The organism is Variovorax sp. GW821-FHT10D07 (genome assembly GCF_059415325.1).
In genome coordinates, this window is the sequence record NZ_JBWKMZ010000008.1 from 108866 (window position 1) to 128759 (window position 19894).

General features: G+C 69.1%; 19 protein-coding genes. 12 read left to right on the top strand and 7 right to left on the bottom strand.

The genetic code is table 11. From position 1 onward, the window contains the following. Together AC07PU_RS22875 and xdhC are read right to left on the bottom strand one after the other, a co-directional pair. The gene (locus AC07PU_RS22875) at positions 1–1209 is read right to left on the bottom strand and encodes a urate hydroxylase PuuD (RefSeq protein ID WP_093340492.1); all 1209 of its coding nucleotides are present in this window, start codon (positions 1207–1209) and stop codon (positions 1–3) included. A gap of 238 nt (positions 1210–1447) precedes the next feature. Then, positions 1448–2254, bottom strand: a complete 807-nt coding sequence (gene xdhC, locus AC07PU_RS22880; RefSeq protein ID WP_495320775.1) for a xanthine dehydrogenase accessory protein XdhC — start codon at positions 2252–2254, stop codon at positions 1448–1450. Between the two features lie 53 nt (positions 2255–2307). Here xdhC and AC07PU_RS22885 point away from each other — a divergent pair, with 53 nt between their 5' ends. After that, positions 2308–2808 carry a hypothetical protein gene (locus tag AC07PU_RS22885; protein ID WP_208512671.1) on the top strand — a complete coding sequence of 167 codons (501 nt, stop codon included), beginning with the start codon at positions 2308–2310 and terminating at the stop codon, positions 2806–2808. A 62-nt stretch (positions 2809–2870) separates the two neighbouring features. Here the strand turns inward: AC07PU_RS22885 and uraH are convergent, their stop codons facing one another. Next, positions 2871–3221 carry a hydroxyisourate hydrolase gene (gene uraH / locus AC07PU_RS22890; protein ID WP_093340498.1) on the bottom strand — a complete coding sequence of 117 codons (351 nt, stop codon included), beginning with the start codon at positions 3219–3221 and terminating at the stop codon, positions 2871–2873. Between the two features lie 84 nt (positions 3222–3305). Between uraH and AC07PU_RS22895 the strand changes: the two genes are divergently transcribed. The 4 genes from AC07PU_RS22895 to AC07PU_RS22910 are packed head-to-tail and all read left to right on the top strand — an operon-like array spanning position 3306 to position 7997. After that, entirely contained in the window at positions 3306–3980 is a 675-nt protein-coding gene (locus AC07PU_RS22895) for a GntR family transcriptional regulator (RefSeq protein WP_057596531.1), read from the top strand. 11 nt (positions 3981–3991) lie between these two features. After that, complete coding sequence (puuE, locus tag AC07PU_RS22900; protein WP_495320778.1) at positions 3992–4951, top strand: allantoinase PuuE; 960 nt, start codon at positions 3992–3994, stop codon at positions 4949–4951. Between the two features lie 23 nt (positions 4952–4974). Further along, positions 4975–6756: a 2-oxo-4-hydroxy-4-carboxy-5-ureidoimidazoline decarboxylase gene (gene uraD, locus AC07PU_RS22905; protein ID WP_495320780.1), complete on the top strand. Its 1782-nt coding sequence runs from the start codon at positions 4975–4977 to the stop codon at positions 6754–6756. 5 nt (positions 6757–6761) lie between these two features. Next, entirely contained in the window at positions 6762–7997 is a 1236-nt protein-coding gene (locus tag AC07PU_RS22910; protein WP_495320782.1) for a M20 family metallopeptidase, read from the top strand. A 3-nt stretch (positions 7998–8000) separates the two neighbouring features. On the opposite strand, the gene AC07PU_RS22915 is transcribed toward AC07PU_RS22910, so the two are convergent. The 4 genes from AC07PU_RS22915 to AC07PU_RS22930 all read right to left on the bottom strand — a co-directional run bounded on the left by AC07PU_RS22915 (position 8001) and on the right by AC07PU_RS22930 (position 11962). After that, the gene (locus AC07PU_RS22915) at positions 8001–8804 is read right to left on the bottom strand and encodes a helix-turn-helix transcriptional regulator (protein WP_495320784.1); all 804 of its coding nucleotides are present in this window, start codon (positions 8802–8804) and stop codon (positions 8001–8003) included. Positions 8805–8862: 58 nt separating this feature from the next. Further along, a complete protein-coding gene (locus tag AC07PU_RS22920; RefSeq protein WP_495320786.1) occupies positions 8863–9639 on the bottom strand; it encodes an acetoacetate decarboxylase family protein in 777 nt (258 codons plus the stop codon). A gap of 98 nt (positions 9640–9737) precedes the next feature. Continuing rightward, complete coding sequence (locus AC07PU_RS22925) at positions 9738–10988, bottom strand: aminotransferase class V-fold PLP-dependent enzyme (RefSeq protein WP_495321125.1); 1251 nt, start codon at positions 10986–10988, stop codon at positions 9738–9740. Positions 10989–11059: 71 nt separating this feature from the next. After that, positions 11060–11962 (bottom strand): amino acid ABC transporter substrate-binding protein, encoded by a 903-nt coding sequence (locus tag AC07PU_RS22930; RefSeq protein ID WP_296784359.1) that lies wholly within the window; start codon positions 11960–11962, stop codon positions 11060–11062. A 156-nt stretch (positions 11963–12118) separates the two neighbouring features. Between AC07PU_RS22930 and AC07PU_RS22935 the strand changes: the two genes are divergently transcribed. The 7 genes from AC07PU_RS22935 (at position 12119) to AC07PU_RS22965 (ending at position 19891) form a co-directional block, all read left to right on the top strand. Continuing rightward, the gene (locus AC07PU_RS22935) at positions 12119–13039 is read left to right on the top strand and encodes a LysR family transcriptional regulator (RefSeq protein WP_495321127.1); all 921 of its coding nucleotides are present in this window, start codon (positions 12119–12121) and stop codon (positions 13037–13039) included. A 188-nt stretch (positions 13040–13227) separates the two neighbouring features. After that, positions 13228–14913, top strand: a complete 1686-nt coding sequence (locus AC07PU_RS22940; protein WP_495320789.1) for a CehA/McbA family metallohydrolase domain-containing protein — start codon at positions 13228–13230, stop codon at positions 14911–14913. Positions 14914–15165: 252 nt separating this feature from the next. Continuing rightward, positions 15166–16659, top strand: coding sequence for an NCS1 family nucleobase:cation symporter-1 (locus tag AC07PU_RS22945; protein ID WP_093340514.1), 1494 nt, complete (start codon positions 15166–15168; stop codon positions 16657–16659). Positions 16660–16687: 28 nt separating this feature from the next. Beyond that, positions 16688–17428 carry an aspartate/glutamate racemase family protein gene (locus AC07PU_RS22950; RefSeq protein ID WP_495320792.1) on the top strand — a complete coding sequence of 247 codons (741 nt, stop codon included), beginning with the start codon at positions 16688–16690 and terminating at the stop codon, positions 17426–17428. 46 nt (positions 17429–17474) lie between these two features. Beyond that, a complete protein-coding gene (locus AC07PU_RS22955; protein WP_057591523.1) occupies positions 17475–18242 on the top strand; it encodes a GntR family transcriptional regulator in 768 nt (255 codons plus the stop codon). Between the two features lie 11 nt (positions 18243–18253). Then, positions 18254–18796: a helix-turn-helix domain-containing protein gene (locus AC07PU_RS22960; RefSeq protein ID WP_495320795.1), complete on the top strand. Its 543-nt coding sequence runs from the start codon at positions 18254–18256 to the stop codon at positions 18794–18796. Between the two features lie 102 nt (positions 18797–18898). Continuing rightward, positions 18899–19891 (top strand): NAD-dependent epimerase/dehydratase family protein, encoded by a 993-nt coding sequence (locus tag AC07PU_RS22965; protein ID WP_495320797.1) that lies wholly within the window; start codon positions 18899–18901, stop codon positions 19889–19891. The last annotated feature ends 3 nt before the right edge of the window (positions 19892–19894 follow it).

Genomic DNA, 19894 nt, shown 5'->3' on the forward strand with positions numbered 1-19894 from the left:
CTAGTTCGTCTTGGCTCCGCCCTGGAACCAGCGGCCGATCAAGGCGCGCTCCTCGTCGGTGATCGAGGTGGCGTTGTTCATCGGCATGATCTTCGTGACCACCACCTGCTGGTAGATGGCCTGGGCGTGGGCACTCACCTGCTCGGGCGAGTCGACGCGCACGTTCTTCATCTGCACGCTCGCGCCGTGGCACATGTAGCAGCGCTGCTCGAGCACCTTCTGCACGTCCTGGTAGGCCACGGCCGGCGCGCTCGGCGCGGCGGCGGCCACGGGGGCGGCGGGCTCGGGCTTCATCCAGACGATGGTCAGGCCCAGCACGGCCACGCCGACCATCGCGTAGGGCAGCGGGTTGCGCGCGTTGCCGAGCTTGAAGCGGTGACGCACCACGAAGAACTGCCGGATCGCCGCGCCGCCGAGCATGATCAGCAGCAGCACGATCCAGTTGTACTTGTGGGTGTAGGTGAAGCTGTAGTGGTTGCTCAGCATCGCGAACAGCACCGGCAGCGTGAAGTAGGTGTTGTGCACGCTGCGCTGCTTGCCGCGCTGGCCGTGCACCGGGTCGACCGGGCGGCCTTCGCGCAGCGCCTGCACGTTCTTGCGCTGGCCCGGGATGATCCAGAAGAACACGTTGCCGCTCATGGTCGTGGCCATCATGGCGCCGACCAGCAGGAAGGCCGCGCGGCCCGCGAACCACTGGCAGGCCAGCCAGGCCGCGAAGGCCACGAAGATCGCGACCAGCACGCCGACGATGGTGTCGCCGTTCTTGCGCCGGCCGAACAGCTGGCAGATGCTGTCGTAGACCATCCAGAACACCACCAGGAAGGCCAGCGCCACGGCGATCGCCGCGCCCGGCTGCCAATCCATCTTCGACTTGTCGATCAGGTAGGTGCTGGCGTTCCAGAGGTACGACATGGTGAAGAGCGCGAAGCCCGTGAGCCATGTGGAGTAGCTCTCCCAGTACGACCAGTGCAGGTGGTCCGGCAGCTTCTTGGGTGCCAGCAGGTACTTCTGCATGTTGTAGAAGCCGCCGCCGTGCACGGCCCACTGCTCGCCGCCCACGCCCTTGTCGAGCGATTCGGGGTCCTGCGGCTTCTCGAGGCTGTTGTCCAGCATCACGAAGTAGAAGGAGGCGCCGATCCAGGCGATGGCGGTGATGACGTGGACCCAGCGCAGCAGCAGGTTGGCCCAGTCGAGGTAGTAGCTTTCCATGAGGTGCTCTCTCAATCCGCTCGGCGCGGGGGAACGCCGGGCGCGGATGTCTTCGTCCTGCTCACCACTGCGGGCGCTGTAAGCAGAGAAAGTGCCGCGAACGCAGGCTCCGGGTGGGCCTCGCTCCGCTGCGGCAGATACTTGTGGACTGAAAGTGTATACAGTTTTGGCGAGGGGCGGCGTGGTTTTTTGCGGAGCCGGTGCCGGGAAAACCCTGTTCGTGCACCGAAGCGCCGGCTCAGCCCAGCGATTGCAACAACTGTGCCGCCACCGCGACCGCGATCACCTCGGGCTCCTTGCCCGTGATGCCCGGCACGCCGATCGGGCAGGTGATGCGCGCCAGCTCGGCCGCCGTGAAGCCGCGCGCCTCGAGCCGGTGGCTGAAGGTGGCCCACTTGGTCTTGCTGCCGATCAGGCCGATGTAGGGCAGGTCGTCGCGCTCGCGCAGGCGGCGCAGGCAGGCGATCACGATGTCGAGGTCCTCGGCATGGCTGAAGCTCATGATCAGCACGCGGCTGCCGGGCGCGAGCGAGCCCACCGCGTCCTGCACCGGCTCGGAATGCTCGGTCTCGACCTGCGCGGGCAGCGCCTCGGGGAACACGCCGTCTCGGCTGTCGATCCAGCGCACCGAGAACGGCAGGCCCGCGAGCAGCCTCGCGAGCGCCGCGCCCACGTGGCCGCCGCCGAACAGCGCCACCGGCCGCAGGCGCTCGACCAGCGCGCGCCGCAGCTCGGGGATGTCGGCGGCCGAGACGCGCCGGAACGACAGGAACACCACGCCGCCGCAGCACTGGCCCAGGCTCGGGCCCAGCGGATAGCGCTGGATGCCGTCGATGGCGCGAGCACCGGCCAGCAGCTCGCGCGCTTCCTGCGTGGCCTGGAACTCGAGCTGGCCGCCGCCGATGGTGGCCGTGAGGCCCTCGGCCCAGACCGCCATCCAGGTGCCGGCCTCGCGCGGCGCCGAGCCCTGCGTGGATTCGACGCGCACCAGCACCGCGTTTTCGTCGCGAAGACGGGCCAGCAGTTGGTCGACCGCGCCGTTCATGAGGGATACCTTCGGTTGCGGGCGAGTGAGGGACTCACGGTATAAACCCGGCGATGAATTTTCAGCCCACGACGCGCCGCCTCGCCCTGGCGGTGTCTTTTCTTGCCGCGCTCTGGCTCGCCGGATGCGGCACCACCGGTTCGGTGCCCGGTCAACTGAGCAAGGCCACAGCCGAACCCGGCGCCAGCGGCCGGCCGGCGCCGCGCGCATCGAATGCCACCAGCGCGCGCGACTACCGGCGCGACGCCGCGCGCCATGTCTACGACCTCAACAACCGCCGCATCTATGGCGGGCAACTGCCGCCAGTGCTCTACGCGGTCGGCACGCTGCAGGTCAGCCTCGACGGCGGCGGCCGCGTGGTCTCGCTGCACTGGCTTCGCGCGCCCCAGCATGCGCCCGAGGTCATCGCCGAGATCGAGCGCACCGTGCTGCAGGCCGCGCCCTTCCCGGCCGCGTCGCGGCTCGGGCCGGTGGTGTGGACCGACACCTGGCTCTGGGACAAGAGCGGGCGCTTCCAGCTCGACACGCTGACCGAGGGGCAGCTGCAGCAGTAGCGCCCCCGCAGCTCCCCGGACAGGGAGCGGCGAAAAGCCTCCGACAGTCACGCTGTCGGCGTTCACGACCCCCGGTAGGTCGAATAGCTCCACGGGCTCACCAAGAGCGGCACGTGGTAGTGCTGGTCGGCATGCGCCACGCCGAAGTCCAGCGACACCTTGTTGAGGAAGTTCGGCTCGGGCAGCGCCACGCCGCGCGCCTTGAAATAGCCCGCCACGTCGAACACCAGCCGGTAGGTGCCGGTCTTCAGCGTGCTGTTGTCGTAGAGCGGGCCGTCGCTGCGGCCGTCCGCGTTCAGCGTGAAGCGCCGCACCAGCGTGGCGGCGTCGCCCTCGGTGGTGAAGAGCGCGACCTCCATGCCGGCCGCGGGGCCGCCATGCATCGTGTCCAGTACGTGGGTGCTCAGGCCCATGGGAGTTTCCTTCGGTCGGTCAGGTGAGAGTGCGGGATATTCCGGTGGACAAAAGTGTATACAGTTGTCGGCTTTCGGTCTATCATGAAAAACATGGAGTCCTCCACCACCCGTTCGATCGTCGATGCGCTCACCCGCGCCATCGTCGACCACCGGCTTCAGCCCGGCACCAAGCTGGCCGAGCAGAAGCTGGCGGACCATTTCGGCGTGTCGCGCACGCTGGTGCGCCAGGCGCTGTTCCAGCTCGCGCAGAACAAGCTGATCCGGCTCGAGCCCGCGCGCGGCGCCTTCGTGGCGGCACCGGCGGTCGACGAGGCCAAGCAGGTGTTCGCGGTGCGCCGCATGCTCGAGGCCGAGATGACGCGCGAGTTCGTGCGCACCGTCACGCCGGCCAAGATCAAGGCGCTCAAGGAACACGTGGCGCTCGAGAAATCGGCCGTGTCGGGCGAGGACGTCTCGGGCCGCACCGAGCTGCTCGGCGACTTCCACGTGCGCATGGCCGAGCTCATGGGCAACCAGGTGCTGGCGCAGATCCTCGGCGAGCTGATCTCGCGCTGCGCCCTCATCACGCTCATGTACCAGAGCACCAGCGCCGCCGAGCATTCGAACGACGAGCACGCCGACATCGTCAAGGCGCTGGCCGCGCGCGACGAGGAGCGCGCCGTGCGCCTGATGACCGAGCACCTGCAGCACGTCGAGGCCAACCTGGTGTTCGACCGCAAGGTGCCCACCAGCGACATCTCCCTCGCATTGTCCTGATCCCTTCCACCATGACCGTCTACGACACCACCCTGCCCTACCCGCGCGACCTCGTCGGCTACGGCCGCAACCCGCCCCATGCGCAGTGGCCCGGCAACGCGCGCATCGCGGTGCAGTTCGTCCTCAACTACGAGGAAGGCGGCGAGAACGCCACGCTGCACGGCGACGCCGGCTCGGAACAGTTCCTCTCGGAGATGTTCAATCCCGCGAGCTACCCCGACCGCCACATCAGCATGGAAGGCATCTACGAGTACGGCTCGCGCGTGGGCGTGTGGCGCCTGTTGCGCGAGTTCGAGAAGCGCGGCCTGCCGCTCACCGTATTCGGCGTCGGCATGGCGCTCGAGCGCCATCCCGAGCTCACGGCCGCCTTCAAGGAACTGGGCCACGAGATCGCCTGCCACGGCTGGCGCTGGATCCACTACCAGAACCTCGACGAAGCCACCGAGCGCGAGCACATGCGCCTGGGCATGGAGGCGATCGAGAAGCTCACGGGCGAGCGCGCCCTGGGCTGGTACACCGGCCGCGACAGCCCGCGCACGCGCCGCCTGGTGGCCGACTACGGCGGCTTCGAGTACGACAGCGACTACTACGGCGACGACCTGCCGTTCTGGATGAAGGTGCGCAAGACCGACGGCACCACCGTGCCGCAGCTCATCGTGCCCTACACGCTCGACTGCAACGACATGCGCTTCGCGCTGCCGCAGGGCTACTCGCACGCCGATCCCTTCTTCCAGTACATGAAGGACAGCTTCGACGCGCTCTACGCCGAGGGCGACGAGGCGCCGAAGATGATGAGCATCGGCATGCACTGCCGCCTGCTCGGGCGCCCGGGCCGCATCGTGGCGCTGCAGCGCTTTCTCGATCACATCGCCAGCCACGAGCGGGTGTGGGTCTGCCGCCGCGTCGATATCGCGCGGCACTGGAAGAAGACCCATCCGTTCGAAGCCTCTTCCCAAGCCTCGCAAGCTTGATTCATACGGAGGACACACACGCCATGAGCCTGACCATCGAACAACTGAACGCCGCGGGCGCCGACGAAGCCGTCGCGCTGCTCGACGGCACCTACGAGCACTCGCCGTGGATCGCGCGCCAGGCGCTGGCCGCGCGCCCGTTCCGTTCGCTGCAGCACCTGAAGTACGCGCTCGCGCAGGCCGTGAACACGGCCACCAGGGAAGAGCGCCTGGCCCTGATCCGCGCCCACCCCGAGCTCGCGGGCAAGGCGATGGTCAGCAAGACGCTGACCGCCGAATCGACCAACGAGCAGGGCAAGGCCGGCCTCACCGACTGCACGCCCGAGGAGTTCGCGAAGATCCAGCGGCTCAACGCCGACTACAACGCGAAGTTCGGCTTCCCCTTCATCCTCGCGGTGCGCGGCCCGCGCGGCACGGGGCTGTCCAAGTGCGAGATCATCGACACCTTCGAGCGCCGCGCCTACAACCACCCCGACTTCGAGCTCGCCGAGGCGCTGCGCAACATCCACCGCATCGCCGAGATCCGCCTGAACGACAAGTTCGGCACCGAGCCGGCGCTCGGCAACCACGTGTGGGACTGGCAGGAGGCGCTCGCGGTGCACAGCGACCCGGGCTTCGCCGAGAAGGGCCAGCTCACCGTGACCTACCTGACCGACGCGCACCGTGCCTGCGCGGCGCAGATCGCGCGCGAGATGCGCGAGGCCGGCTTCGACTCGGTGGAGATCGACGCGGTCGGCAACGTGGTGGGCCGCTACGAGGGCGCGACGCCCGACGCGAAGACGCTGCTCACGGGCTCGCACTACGACACCGTGCGCAACGGCGGCAAGTACGACGGCCGGCTCGGCATCTTCGTGCCCATGGCCTGCGTGCGCGAGCTCAAGCGCCAGAACCGTCGCCTGCCCTTCGCCTTCGAGGTGGTGGGCTTCGCCGAGGAGGAAGGCCAGCGCTACAAGGCCACCTTCCTCGGTTCGGGCGCGCTGATCGGCCACTTCAACCCGGCCTGGCTCGACCAGAAGGACGCCGACGGCATCACCATGCGCGAGGCGCGCGCCCATGCGGGCCTGCGCGAGGAAGACATCGCCAAGGCGCAGCGCGATCCCTCGAAATACCTGGGCTTCGTCGAGGTGCACATCGAGCAGGGCCCGGTGCTCAACGAGCTCGACATCCCGCTGGGCATCGTGACCTCGATCAACGGCAGCGTGCGCTACGTGGGCGAGGTGATCGGCATGGCCAGCCATGCGGGCACCACGCCGATGGACCGCCGCCGCGACGCGGCCGCGGCCGTGGCCGAGCTGATCCTCTACACCGAGCAGCGTGCCGCCAAGGATGGCGACTCGGTCGGCACCGTCGGCATGCTCGAGGTGCCGAGCGGCTCGATCAACGTGGTGCCCGGACGCTGCAAGTTCAGCCTCGACCTGCGCGCGCCCAACGACGCGCAACGCGATGCGCTCGCCAACGACGTGGTGAAGGCGCTGCAGGACATCTGCGAGCGCCGCGGCGTGCGCCACACGCTCGAGGAGACCATGCGTGCCTCGGCCGCGCCGAGCGCGCCCGAATGGCAGCAGCGCTGGGAACGCGCGGTCGATTCGCTCGGCGTGCCGCTGTTCCGCATGCCCAGCGGCGCCGGCCACGACGCGATGAAGCTGCACGAGGTGATGCCGCAGGCCATGCTGTTCGTGCGCGGCATCAACTCCGGCATCAGCCACAACCCGCTCGAATCGAGCACCAACGACGACATGGAGCTGGCGGTGCAAGCCTTCCAGCATCTGCTCGACAACCTGAACGGCGCGCCGAGCGCCGCCTGAACCCCATGACCGACTACGCAAAGCTCGACGCCTGGATCGACGCCCACTTCGACGAGGAAGTGAAGTTCCTGCAGCAACTGGTGCAGGTGCCCACCGACACCCCGCCCGGCAACAACGCGCCGCATGCCGAGCGCACCGCCGAACTGCTCGAGGGCTTCGGCCTCGTGGCCGAGAAGCACGCCGTGCCCGCGCAGGACGTGAAGGACTACGGCCTCGAGTCGATCACCAACCTGATCGTGCGCCGCAGGTACGGCAAGGACGGCGACGGCGGCCGCACCGTGGCGCTCAACGCGCACGGCGACGTGGTGCCGCCCGGCGAGGGCTGGACCCACGATCCCTACGGCGGCGAGATCGCCGACGGCTCGCTCTACGGCCGCGCGGCCGCCGTGAGCAAGAGCGACTTCGCGAGCTTCACCTTCGCGCTGCGCGCGCTCGAAGCGGTCGCGAAGCCGACCAGGGGCGGCGTCGAGCTGCACTTCACCTACGACGAGGAATTCGGCGGCATCCTCGGCCCGGGCTGGCTGCTGAAGAACGGCCTCACCAAGCCCGACCTCATGATCGCCGCGGGCTTCAGCTACGAGGTGGTCACGGCCCACAACGGCTGCCTGCAGATGGAAGTGACGGTGCACGGCAAGATGGCGCATGCCGCCATTCCCTCCACCGGCATCGACGCGCTGCAGGGCGCGGTGAAGATCCTCGAGGCGCTCTATGCGCAGAACACGCTCTACCAGCAGGTCAGCTCGAAGGTCGAGGGCATCACGCACCCCTACCTCAACGTCGGCCGCATCGAGGGCGGCACCAACACCAACGTGGTGCCCGGCAAGGTGGTGTTCAAGCTCGACCGCCGCATGATCCCCGAGGAGAACCCGGTCGAGGTCGAGGCCTCGATCCGCCAGGTCATCGCCGACGCGGCGGCCTCGTTCCCGGGCATCACGGTCGATATCAAGCGCCTGCTGCTGGCCAATTCGATGAAGCCGCTGGCGGGCAACAAGCCGCTGGTCGAGGCGATCCAGAAGCATGGCGGCGAGCTGTTCGGCGAGCCGATCAAGGCCATGGGCACGCCGCTGTACACCGACGTTCGCCTCTATGGCGAAGCCGGCATCCCGGGCGTGATCTACGGCGCCGGCCCGCGCACCGTGCTCGAGTCGCATGCCAAGCGCAGCGACGAGCGCGTGGTGCTCGAGGACCTGCGGCGCGCGACCAAGGTGATCGCGCGCACGCTGAGCGACCTGCTGGCCTGAGTCTCAGGCGGCCACGCGATACCGCCCCGGCGCCACCCCGAAGCAGCGCCGGAACCAGCGCGAGAAGTGCGCCTGGTCGGCGAAGCCGCATTCGGCCGCCACGTCCTTCGGCGCCACGCCCTCGCGCAGCAGCGCCTTGGCGCGGCCGATGCGCGCATGCCGCCCGTAGTGCGCGGGCGTCATGCCCACGGCCTCGCGGAAGGCACGCTGGAAGTGCTCGCGCGACACGCCCATGCGGCGCGCGAGCGCGGCCGGGTCGATGCGGCAGGCATCCTCCTCGGCGAGCAGCGCGCAGATCTCCGCCACGCGCGCATCGGGCGCCAGCGGCTGCAGCGGCACGCGCTCGGGGCCGGTCTGCGCACGCAGGATGCGCTCGACCAGGTGGGCGATGCCTGCACCATCCCCCGCCGTGGCGGCGGCAGCCAGGGCCTCTGCCAGTGCGGCGTCGGGCAGCACCTTGCGCAGCAAGGCGCCGCGCGAATCCGCCGGCCAATCCAACCGCGCCGCGACCCAGCCATGCGGCACATAGAGCATCACCATGCGAAAGCTGCGCCGGCTCACGCCCGCGGTGTGCAGCATGTAGGGCGCCATCAGCACCAATTCGCCCGCGTGGGCCACGAGCGCCTCGCCATCGCAGGTGAACTCGCAGTGGCCCTCGAGGATGGCGCCCACGCTCCATTCGGGATGCCAGTGCGGCGCGAAGCGGGCGCGCGGCTCGGCCGCGAACAGCGCCTCCACGCGCAGGCCCTCGCCCGAGGGCAGCACGACCAGGCGGGAGGACGGCGGCGGCGCGGCGACGGCGGTCATCGCGCGAGGGTAGCGCAGCAGCGCCCTCGACACGATCGCCGCGGGCATCGGCTTCGACCTAGGCGGCGAAGGCACCGCGCACCGTGAGCCCCATCCAGCCGGCCGTGGCCTGCGTGGCGCGCACCTCGCCGAGCAGCGCGAGTTCCTCCACCGGATGGTCGTGGAAGCGCAGGGTGGCGCTGCCCGCGCTCCAGCCCGACTCCACGCGGTCGACGATGTCGGCGCGCAGGTGGCGCGGCACCGGCACCTCCTGCGGCCGCGTCAGGTCGGGCCAGCCGATCGCGCCGATGGTCGGCGCGCGCAGGAAGCCCAGCCGTTCGCCGGGCTCGCCGTTCAATGTGACGCTGGCATCGACCAGCCGGCGCTCCTTCACGCTGAGGCTGGCGCCGAGCCGGCTGCCTTGGCCCAGCGAGGCGGCCGCCGGATGGGCGATCGGCAGGCTGCGCGTGACCCAGGTCTGGCCGATCTTCTTGGGCCAGCCCTGCAGCCAGCCGCGCAGCAGCGAGATGTCCTGGTCGACGTAGATGAAGGGGCAGCAGAAGCGCTGTTCGCCCGGAGGGCCTTCGATCTCGAGCACCACGATGGTCTCGCGGTACTGCGCATAGACGGGATCGAGCAGCTCCGCGCCATCGGCGCCGCAGAACTGCCAGTCGGCGAAATGTACGCAGCCCTGGCCGGTGGCCCGGCCGAGCCCGGCGGGCAGCAGCGCGGCGGCGCGCTCGGCCTCGAAGGCGAAGGCTACGTTGACCAGCCAGCCGGCGTAGTGCCAGGGCGGCGCCTGCACGAGCGCGCTGCGGCCGGAGGCGGTGAAGGGGGGCGAGAACGGGGTGGGCATCGGGAGGCGGTTCACGAAAGTGGAAGACCGCTCCACGATAGGACGCCCGCGCGCGAGCGTCTTGTACGCCAGTGATCCCGCCGCGGTGCCCCCTTGCCTCAGTCCGCCGTCGCGAACGCCCGCGCGATTTCCTGCGTCACCTGGAGGAAGCGCGCCATTTCCGCCATCGAGTTGCAGTGCAGCGGCGACACGCGCACCGTGCCCTCGAGCCCGAAGGAATCGAGCATGCGCTTCGAGTAGATGCTCGCGGCCGTGCGCTCGTAGACCGTGACGCCGCGCAGTCCGTACTCGTGCACGGCACGCGTGCAGTCCAGGCCGTCGAAGCCGATGCCCAGGATCAGATCGCGCCGGCTCAGGTCCGGGTGGTCGAGGAACACGCGCACGCCCGGCATGGCGCGCAGGCCCGGCTGGCCGTCCACGCCCTCGAGCAGCGCCGCGAGCAGCGCGCGTTCGTGCAGCTCGATGTGCTCGATGCCGGCCGCGAACAGCTCGCGCCGCCCGGTGGCCTCGCTGAAGTGGCCGCCGAGCCAGCAGACGTAGTCGACGATCTCGCTGACCACCGCGAACTGCCAGGGCGCCACGCTGCCGAGGTCCCAGTGGCCGGCCTTCTTGCCCGCGAGCTTGTGGTGCGGCAGGGCCGCGGCGCGCTCCGACATCCAGGCGATGCCCGAGCCGCGGCAGCCGAAGAACTTGTAGGGCGCGAGGTTGATGCCATCGACCGGCGTCTTCTGCAGATCGATCAGCCCGTGCGGCGCATGCTGCACCGCGTCCACGACGATGTAGAGATCGGGCTTGACCTCGCGCGCGCGCCGCACGATGGCCTCGATGTCGAGCTTCGCGCCCGAGATGTTCGAGGCGTAGATCACGTTGAGCAGGCAGGTGTTCGCGTCGACCAGCCGCACGATCTCGTCGACGTCGATGCCGCCGGTCTCGGGGTTGCTGCGCGCCACGCGCAGCTCGCGGCCGGTGCGCTCGGCGTAGAGCGCCATCGCGTCGTAGGCCGAGGGATGCTCGAGCACGGAGGTCACCATGTTCGTGCCGCCCACGTTCTCGGCCACCGCGCGCACCATGTCGAACATGGCGCCCGAGGCGGTGAGCGCCGCGAAGATGCTGCCGCCCTCGGCGTTGAGGATGGTGCGCACGTCGTCCCAGCCGCGCGCCTGCACGGCCTGCAGCTCGAGCGCGGTCTCGTGGATGCGCTCGGTGTTGTCGGGCACCGCGTCGATGGCCGCGAAGCGCTCGATGGCGGCCTTGAGCCGGAACGAGCCACCCGCGTTGTCGAAGTACAGGCGCTCGCGCCCGTGGTGGTCGCGCTCCACCAGCAGGAAGCGCTCGCGCACCTCGCGCATCAGCGCGTCGGAGAAGGCCAGGCCGCGCGGATGCTGCGCGCCCTTCGGGAAAGAAGAAGAAGCGCTCACGCTCACACGCCCTTGTTGTTCGGGTTCTTGTAGGTTTCGCGCACCGCGTCCGACATCGGGAAGTCGAGGCTCACGTTGCGCGGCGGGATCGGCTGCGTGAACCAGCGCGCGTAGAGCTTGTCGATCTCGCCCGACTTCATGAGGCCGGCCACGGTCTGGTCGACGATCGCCTTGAACTCGGGATCGTCCTTGCGCAGCATGATCCCGTAGGGCTCCTGGCGCAGCGACTCCTTCAGCAGCTTGTAGTCGCCCGCGTTGGGCTGGTTGGCGATCAGGCCGGCGAGCTGCACGTCGTCGAGCACGTAGGCCGCGGCGCGGTCGCTCGCGAGCAGCAGGAAGGCATCGGCCGTGTCCTTGCCCGCGATCTCCTGCACGTCGATGCCGTTCTTGCGCGCGCCGCGCAGCAGCTGGATCGAGGTGCTGCCGGCCACGGTGGCCACGGTCTTACCCTGCAGGTCGGCGAAGCTGTTGATGCCCGAGTTCTTCTTGACCGCCGCCGTGATGTTGGTGACGAAATGGCTGGGCGCGAAGTCCACCTGCTGCTGGCGCTGCGTGGTGTTGGTGGTGGTCGCGCAGTCGAGGTCCACCGTGCCGTTCTGCAGCAGCGGGATGCGGTTGGTGGAGTTCAGCAGCGTGTAGCGCACGTCGAGCTTGGGAAGGTTGAGCTTGGCCTTCACCGCCTCGACGATCTTCAGGCAGATCTCGTTGGTGAAGCCGATCGGCGCCGCGTCGGCGCTGGTCTTGTACGAGAACGGGATCTGGGTGTCGCGGCTGCCGATCTGGATGGTGCCGCTGTCCTTGATCTTGCGCAGCGTGCCGCTGTCCTGGGCGGCGGCGACGCCGCAGGCCACTACGAGGGCGATGCCGAGTGCGGCGGGGCGTGCGAAGGCGCGTGGGAAATGCATGGTGAAGTCCTTGGCCGTGTGAGTTGAATACGAAAGTGGTGGGCGCAACCGGTTCGGAGCGCATCTTCGGCGCGGCTTCAAGTTTCCAAAAGCGATTTTTATTCATCAAAAAAGATCGCTTAAAGTGTTCTTTCGCCCAAGGAACGCACCGCCATGATGACCTTCAAGCAGCTCGAAGCCCTCTACTGGATCGCCCGCCTGGGCGGCTTCGCGCAGGCCGCGAACCAGCTCCACACCTCGCAGTCGGCGGTGTCGAAGCGGGTGCACGAGCTCGAGGCGCTGTTCGACACCGCGCTGTTCGACCGCAGCCAGCGCAGCGCGCGGCTCACCGAGAAGGGCGAGGAGATGTACGTGCTCGCGCAGAAGCTGCTGGCGCAGCGCGACGCGGCGGTCGAGCAGTTCGGCAAGCCCGGCGTGGTGGAGCGCCGGCTGCGCATCGGCGTGACCGAGCTCACGGCCATGACCTGGCTGCCGCGGCTGGTGCGGCTGATCCAGCAGCACTACCCGAAGGTGATCCTCGAGCCCGACGTCGACGACAGCCTGCAGCTGCGCGACAAGCTGCTGGCCGACGAGCTCGACCTGGTGTTCCTGCCCGACAGCTTCGCCGACGCGCGCATGGCGAGCAAGGCGATCGGCGAGGTGAAGAGCGCCTGGATGTGCAAGCCCGGCGTGGTGCCCACCGACGCGCCGCTGCGGCTGCACGAACTGGCGCGCCAGCGCATGCTGGTGCAGGGCGGCAACTCGGGCACGGGCCGCGCCTACGACGCCTGGATGAAGGAACAGGGCGTCCAGCCGGCCGACACCATCGTGGTCAGCAACCTGATCGCGCTGGTCGGCCTCACGGTGTCGGGCCTGGGCGTGAGCTACCTGCCGCGCGAATGCCTGCGGCCGATGGTGGCGGCCGGCATGCTGGCGGAGATCGAGGTGGCGCCGGCCCTGCCGGTGGTGCGCTACGTGGCGATGCACAAGGGCGAGCACCGCAGCGCGCTGACCTCGTCGATCGTGATGCTCGCGCAGTCCTGTTGCGACTTCACGCGCATGTTCCAGGCGCAGGCCGACGACACGACGACGCGATGACAGGCTGATGTCGCGGGCCGCGCGTCGAGCATGACAGCAGCGTTACTTTCATTCGGCTTTCACGCACGCGTCACGACGGGCACCGAGACTCCAGCGCGTTCCTGGCGCACCCGCGCCTCGTTCGTCCCCGAGCGCCGCGGCTTGCCGCGGCGACCTCGTGTCCCTTCCGCGTTCCTGTTCCCGTCTTCATGAAATCCCTGTCTTCCCTCCCCGGCCTGCCGCTGTCGCGCCTCGCCTTCTCGCTCGTGCTCGGCACGGCCCTGCTCGCCGGCTGCGGCGGCGGCTCCGACAGCGCCGTGGTGTTCGGCGGCCTGCCCGCCGCGCCCGCCCCGGCACCCGCGCCCCCGGCCCCGCCGCCCGCGCCGGCCGCCGAAGCCGGCCGCTGGACCGTCGGCGACCTGCACGTCCACACCTGGCAGTCCGACGACACGCAGCAGATCTCCACGCTCGACCAGGTGCTGGCCAAGGCCTTCGACCGCTTCGGCCTCGACTGGGTCGCGATCTCGGACCACCTGCGCCTCTCGTCCTACGACAACGACGGCCGCACCCTGCCCGCGCAGATCCCGTTCTCCGAAGGCATGGCCAAGTACCAGGTGCCGCGCATCAAGGCGCTGCAGGCCAGCGGCAAGTACGCCGACAAGACCATCTTCGCCTCGGCCGAATGGGACATGCCCGCGCACGACCACGGCAACGTCGGCATCCTGACCGACAGCCCGATGTCGGATGCCGCGCTCAAGGCCGTGAGCCAGTTCGAGTACCTGTTCACCAACCGCGACGCCGCGCTGTTCCCGGCCGCCGACGTGGCCGCCTGGGGACCGAAGGCCGGCACCGGCTACAACACCCACGCCGAGACGATGCAGGCCGTGGCCTGGCTCAAGAAGAACTATCCGACCACCAGCTACCTGCAGATCAACCATCCCTCGCGCAACCCCGGCAAGTACACGATCGCGCAGCTGCGCGAGATGAACGACCTCGCGCCCGACATCGTGTTCTCGCTCGAGGGCATGGTCGGCAACCAGATGGAGCCCGACCGCGGCGGCTACAACAGCGCCTACATCGACGCCAACCTGCCCTCGCGCACCTACGGCGGCGTCGACCACCTGGTGGCCAAGCTCGGCGGCACCTGGGACGCGTTGCTGTCGGAAGGCCGCCGGATCTGGAACGTGGCCGATTCCGACTACCACTTCACCACCTCGCGCGGCCTCTACAGCAGCGGCTACGCGCCCGGCGAGTACGCCAAGAACCACCTGTTCGGCGACATCAAGGATCCGAAGTCGCTGCTCGCGGCGATGCGCGCGGGCCGGCTGTTCGCGGTCAACGGCGACCTGATCGACGCGCTCGACTTCCAGGTCAAGAACAGCAAGGGCGCCGGCCGGATGGGCACCGAGCTCGCGGCCGCCGCGGGCGAGGAGCTGCAGATCACCGTGCGCTTCAAAAGCCCCGAGCGCAACAACTTCGAGTACCAGCTCGGCAGCGGCCTCTATGCCAACGTGAAGCCCGTGGTCGACCACATCGACCTGATCGCGGGCGACGTGACCGGCCGCGAGCAGCCCGGCACGCCCGGCTACGACCGCGCGACCAGCCCGTCGACGCGCGTCGTCAAGCGCTTCACGCGCGCCGACTGGAAGCTCGATGCCGAGGGCTACTACGCCGCCAGCTTCACCGTGAAGGCCGGCGCCAACCAGTATTTCCGGCTGCGCGGCACCAACCTGGGCACCGACGTGCCCGGCGAGACCGCCAACGGCGAGCCGCTGCCCGACGCGCGCACCGAGGGCAACGACAACGTGGCGCGCTTCAACGCGATCAACGCGCGCAACTACGCCGACCTCTGGTTCTATTCGAACCCGGTGTTCGTGAAGGTGGCGGCGAAGTAGGCCCGGCCCCTCTTCCCCCTCCCTTTCCGCGCGAGAGCGCCGTGGCCCCTGGGCCCGGCGCTCTTTTTCTTGCAGCAGCGGCCGGCGCGCCCGCACCCGCGTCTCAGGGAATCTACGGATATATGAATATCTGGATGATCTTGATTGTGCTCAGTTTTTGTATACAAATAACGAACTCAAAAACGGGCGCACAAATTGCGTCGCAAGCAGGTCCTCCAACGCAACCCAAATCGAAGAGACGAGGTAAAGACCATGAGCACAGCCGTCAGCCAGACGCCCGCCGGGGCCAGCGCAGCCAGCGCCCCGGCGCATGCCGAATCGAATGCCCTCATCAAGCCCGGCTACGACCCGCGCCTGACCAACGAGGACCTCGCGCCGCTCAAGAAGCAGACCTGGGGGCAGTACAACATCTTCGCGTTCTGGATGTCCGACGTGCACAGCGTGGGCGGCTACATCACGGCCGGCAGCCTGTTCGCGCTCGGCCTGTCGAGCTGGCAGGTGCTGGTGTCGCTGCTGGTGGGCATCGTGATCGTGCAGATCTTCTGCAACCTGGTCGCCAAGCCCAGCCAGGTGACCGGCACGCCCTACCCCGTGATGTGCCGCGCCTCCTTCGGCGTGCTCGGCGCCAACATCCCGGCCATCATCCGCGGCCTGATCGCGGTGGCCTGGTACGGCGTGCAGACCTACCTCGCCTCGGCCGCCTTCATGGTGCTGGCGCTGCACATGTTCCCGAACCTCGCGCCCTACGCCGACCTGGCGCAGCACGGCTTCGTCGGCCTGTCGACGCTGGGCTGGGTCGCCTTCATGGTGATGTGGGTGCTGCAGGCCTTCGTGTTCTGGCACGGCATGGACGCGATCCGCAAGTTCATCGATTGGGCCGGTCCGGCGGTCTACGTGGTGATGGCCATCCTGTGCGGCTGGCTGGTGTGGAAGGCCGGCTGGAAGAACATCGACCTGAACCTCGGCGGCATCAAGTTCCAGGGCTGGGACGCGCTGCCGGTCATGCTGTCGGCCATCGCGCTGGTGGTCAGCTACTTCAGCGGCCCGATGCTCAACTTCGGCGACTTCTCGCGCTACGGCAAGAGCTTCGACGCGGTGAAGAAGGGCAACTTCTGGGGCCTGCCGATCAACTTCGTGTTCTTCTCGCTGCTGACCGTGATCACCACCGCCGCGACGCTGCCGGTGTTCGGCGAACTCATCACCGACCCGGTGCACACCGTGGGCAAGATCGACAGCACCACCGCCGTGGTGCTGGGCGCGCTGACCTTCATGATCGCCACCATCGGCATCAATATCGTCGCCAACTTCGTCTCGCCGGCCTTCGACTTCTCGAACGTCGCGCCGCAGCACATCAGCTGGCGCACCGGCGGCATGATCGCCGCCGTGGGCTCGGTGTTCCTCACGCCGTGGAACCTCTACAACAGTCCCGAGGTCATCCACTACACGCTCGACGTGCTGGGCTCGTTCATCGGCCCGCTGTTCGGCATCCTGATCGCCGACTACTACCTGGTGCGCAAGCAGCAGATCGACGTGGATGCGCTCTACAGCATGAGCACGCAGGGCAAGTACTGGTACAGCGGCGGCTACAACCCGAAGGCGATCCAGGCGCTGATCCCCTCGGCGCTGGTGCCGATCCTGTGCGTGATGGTGCCGACCCTGCGCGGCGCGGCCAACTACGCCTGGTTCATCGGCATGGCGCTGGGCTTCGTGATCTACGCGCTGCTGAACCGCAACACCAAGACCTGAACACACTGCAAGAGAAAGGGAGCGCACCGTGCGCATCAAGATCATCAACCCCAACACCACCTGGAGCATGACCGAGAAGATCGGTGCCTGCGCCCGCGCGGTGGCGCACGCCGACACCGAGATCGTGGCCGTGAGCCCGGCCATGGGCCCGGTGTCCATCGAGAGCCACTACGACGAGGCGCTGGCCGTGCCCGGCCTGCTGCAGGAGATCGCGGCCGGCGAGCGCGACGGCATCGACGGCTACGTGATCGCCTGCTTCGGCGACCCGGGCCTGAAGGCCGCGCGCGAGCTCGCGCGCGGGCCGGTGGTGGGCATCGCCGAGGCCGCGATGCACCTGGCCAGCATGGTCGGCAGCCGCTTCAGCGTGGTCACCACCTTGGGGCGCACCATCGGCCAGGCCTGGCACCTGGCGGAGATCTACGGCATGGAGCGCTTCTGCGCCAACGTGCGTGCCTGCGAGCTGCCGGTGCTCGAGCTCGAGGAACCGGGCTCGCGCGCGCGCGAACGCATCGTCGAGGAATGCCGGCGCGCGCTCGAGGAGGACGGCTCCGACTGCATCGTGCTCGGCTGCGCCGGCATGACCGACCTGTGCGAGCACATCGGCGAGCTGCTCGGCGTGCCGGTGATCGACGGCGTGGCCGCGGGCACGCAGCTGATCGAATCGCTGGTGCGGCTCAAGCTGCGCACCAGCAAGCGCGGCGAGCTCGCGCGGCCGCTGCCCAAGACCATGGTCGGCGCGCTCGAAGGCTTCACCCTCGCGAGGCCATAGCGGCATGTGCGCCCGGCACCGGCTTTCGCCAAGCGACAATCCACGGATGCCCCGCGCACGTTCCACCCCCGCTCCTTCCCCCGCCGCGCCGGTTGCGTCCGGCGACGGCCCGGCCGCCGCCAGCGAGAAGGCGGACAAGGCCAGCTCCATCGAGAGCATCGCCCAGGACATCGCCACCGCCATCGTCGAGAAGCGCCTGCCGCCCGGCACCTGGCTGCGCGAGGAGGCGCTGGGCCGCGTCTATTCGGTGAGCCGCACCAAGGTGCGCGCGGCGCTGCTGATGCTGTCGAAGGACAAGCTGATCGAGATCATTCCCGACAAGGGCGCCTTCGTCTGCCAGCCCACGGTGGAGGAAGCGCGCGAGGTGTTCGCGGTGCGCCGCATCCTCGAGCGCGAGGTGGTGCGGCTGTTCATCGCCAACGCGCGGCCGCGCGACTACCAGGCGCTCGACCAGCACATCCGCTTCGAGCGCAACGCGCTGCGCCAGACCACCACCATGGGCACGGTGCGCGAGAAGCTGCTGGGCGACTTCCACGTCGCGCTGGCCGAGGCCACCGGCAACCACACGCTGGCCGAGCTGGTGCGCGAACTGGTCGCGCGCAGCTCGCTGATCGCGATGCTCTACCACTCGTCGAACGATCCGCACTGCTCGTCCGACGAGCATGCCGACTTCCTGCGCATCTGCCGCACCGGCGACGTCGAAGCCGCCGTGAACTGCATGATCGAACACCTCGACCGCATCGAGGCCAGCCTCGAGCTCGGCACCGGCAAGCCCGACCGCCAGCTCGACCTGGTGAAGGCGCTGCTGGCCTGAGGAGCGCGCGCATGGCGGCCAGCGACACCGGTCTCGCGCTCAGGCGCCTGCGGCTGCTGCGCGGCTTCAAGCAGAGCCATTTCGCGCAGCTCATGGGCGTGCACCAGGCCACGGTGTCGCGCTGGGAGCGCGGCGAGCTGCCGCTGTCGAAGGCGCAGCAGGCGGCCGCGCACCGGCTGCTGGCCGCGGCGCGCGATCCGCGCCAGGACGCGGCCCTCAAGCGGCTGGTGGAGTCGTCCTCGCGCAAGGTGCATCTGATCTGCGACCGCACGCACCGGCTGCTCGCGGCCTCGCCCGCGCGCCAGTCCGAATGGCGCGCCGACCCGGCCGAGTTCATCGGCCGCTCGCTGATCGGCTATGCCTCGCAGGAGATCCTCGCGGCCGAGGCCACGCTCGCGGACCGGGGCTGGCACGAGGGCGAACTGGCCACGCTCGAGATCGCGACCGCCGGCACGCTCGACCCCGTGATCCCGATCCTGCCGGGCCGCGTGCTGTGGGAGCGCATCGCGCTGGCCGACGGCAGCGCGGGCCAGCTGGTCACCACCATCGCCTGAGGGCGGACCGCTCCACGCATAACTTATGCGTGGACGGCGCGCGCGGCCTCGCGCTAGCCTCGCGGTTTCGAGAATCCCCATCGCAGGAAGGAACCCATTCCAATGACCATCCTGGTCACCGGCAGCGCCGGCCATCTCGGCGAAGCACTGATGCGCCATCTGCGCGCGCACCCCGACACCGGGGGCGAAGCCCGCGGCATCGACCTGCTCGCCTCGCCCTTCACCGACCGCACCGGCTCCATCGCCGACCGCGGCTTCGTGCGCGAGTGCATGCGCGGCGTGCGCACGGTGCTGCACACCGCCACCCTGCACAAGCCGCACGTGGCCACGCATGCGAAGCAGGAGTTCGTCGAGACCAACATCGCGGGCACGCTCGCGCTGCTCGAGGAGGCGGTGGCGGCCGGCGTGCGGGCCTTCGTGTTCACGAGCACCACCAGCAGCTTCGGCTCGGCGCTCACGCCGGCCGCGGGCGAGCCCGCCGCCTGGATCACGGAAGACGTGACGCCGATCCCGAAGAACATCTACGGCGTGACCAAGACCGCGGCCGAGGACCTGTGCCAGCTGTTCCATCGCGAGCACGGCCTCCATGCGATCGTGCTGCGCACCTCGCGCTTCTTCCCCGAGGACGACGACGATCCGCGCGCGCGCGAACGCCATTCGCTCGAGAACGCGCAGGCCAACGAGCTGCTGCACCGCCGCGCCGACATCGCGGACATCGTCGAGGCGCACCTGTGCGCGGCACGGCGCGCACCGGCACTGGGCTTCGGCCGCTACATCGTCTCGGCCACCACGCCTTTCGCGCGCGACGAGCTCGCGCTGCTGCGCAGCGATGCGCCGGCCGTGCTGCGCCGGCACTTCCCCGACTGCGAGTCGCTCTACGAACGGCGCGGCTGGACCCTGCCCGCGCAGCTCGACCGCGTGTACGTGAACGAACGCGCGCGGCGCGACCTGGGCTGGGTGCCGAAGCACGACTTCGCGCAGGTGCTGCAAAGCCTGCGCGAGGGCCGCGACTTCCGCAGCGAACTGGCGCATGCCGTGGGCAGCAAGGGCTACCACGCGCAGCGCTTCGAGGACGGCCCCTACCCAGTCGCCTGAACC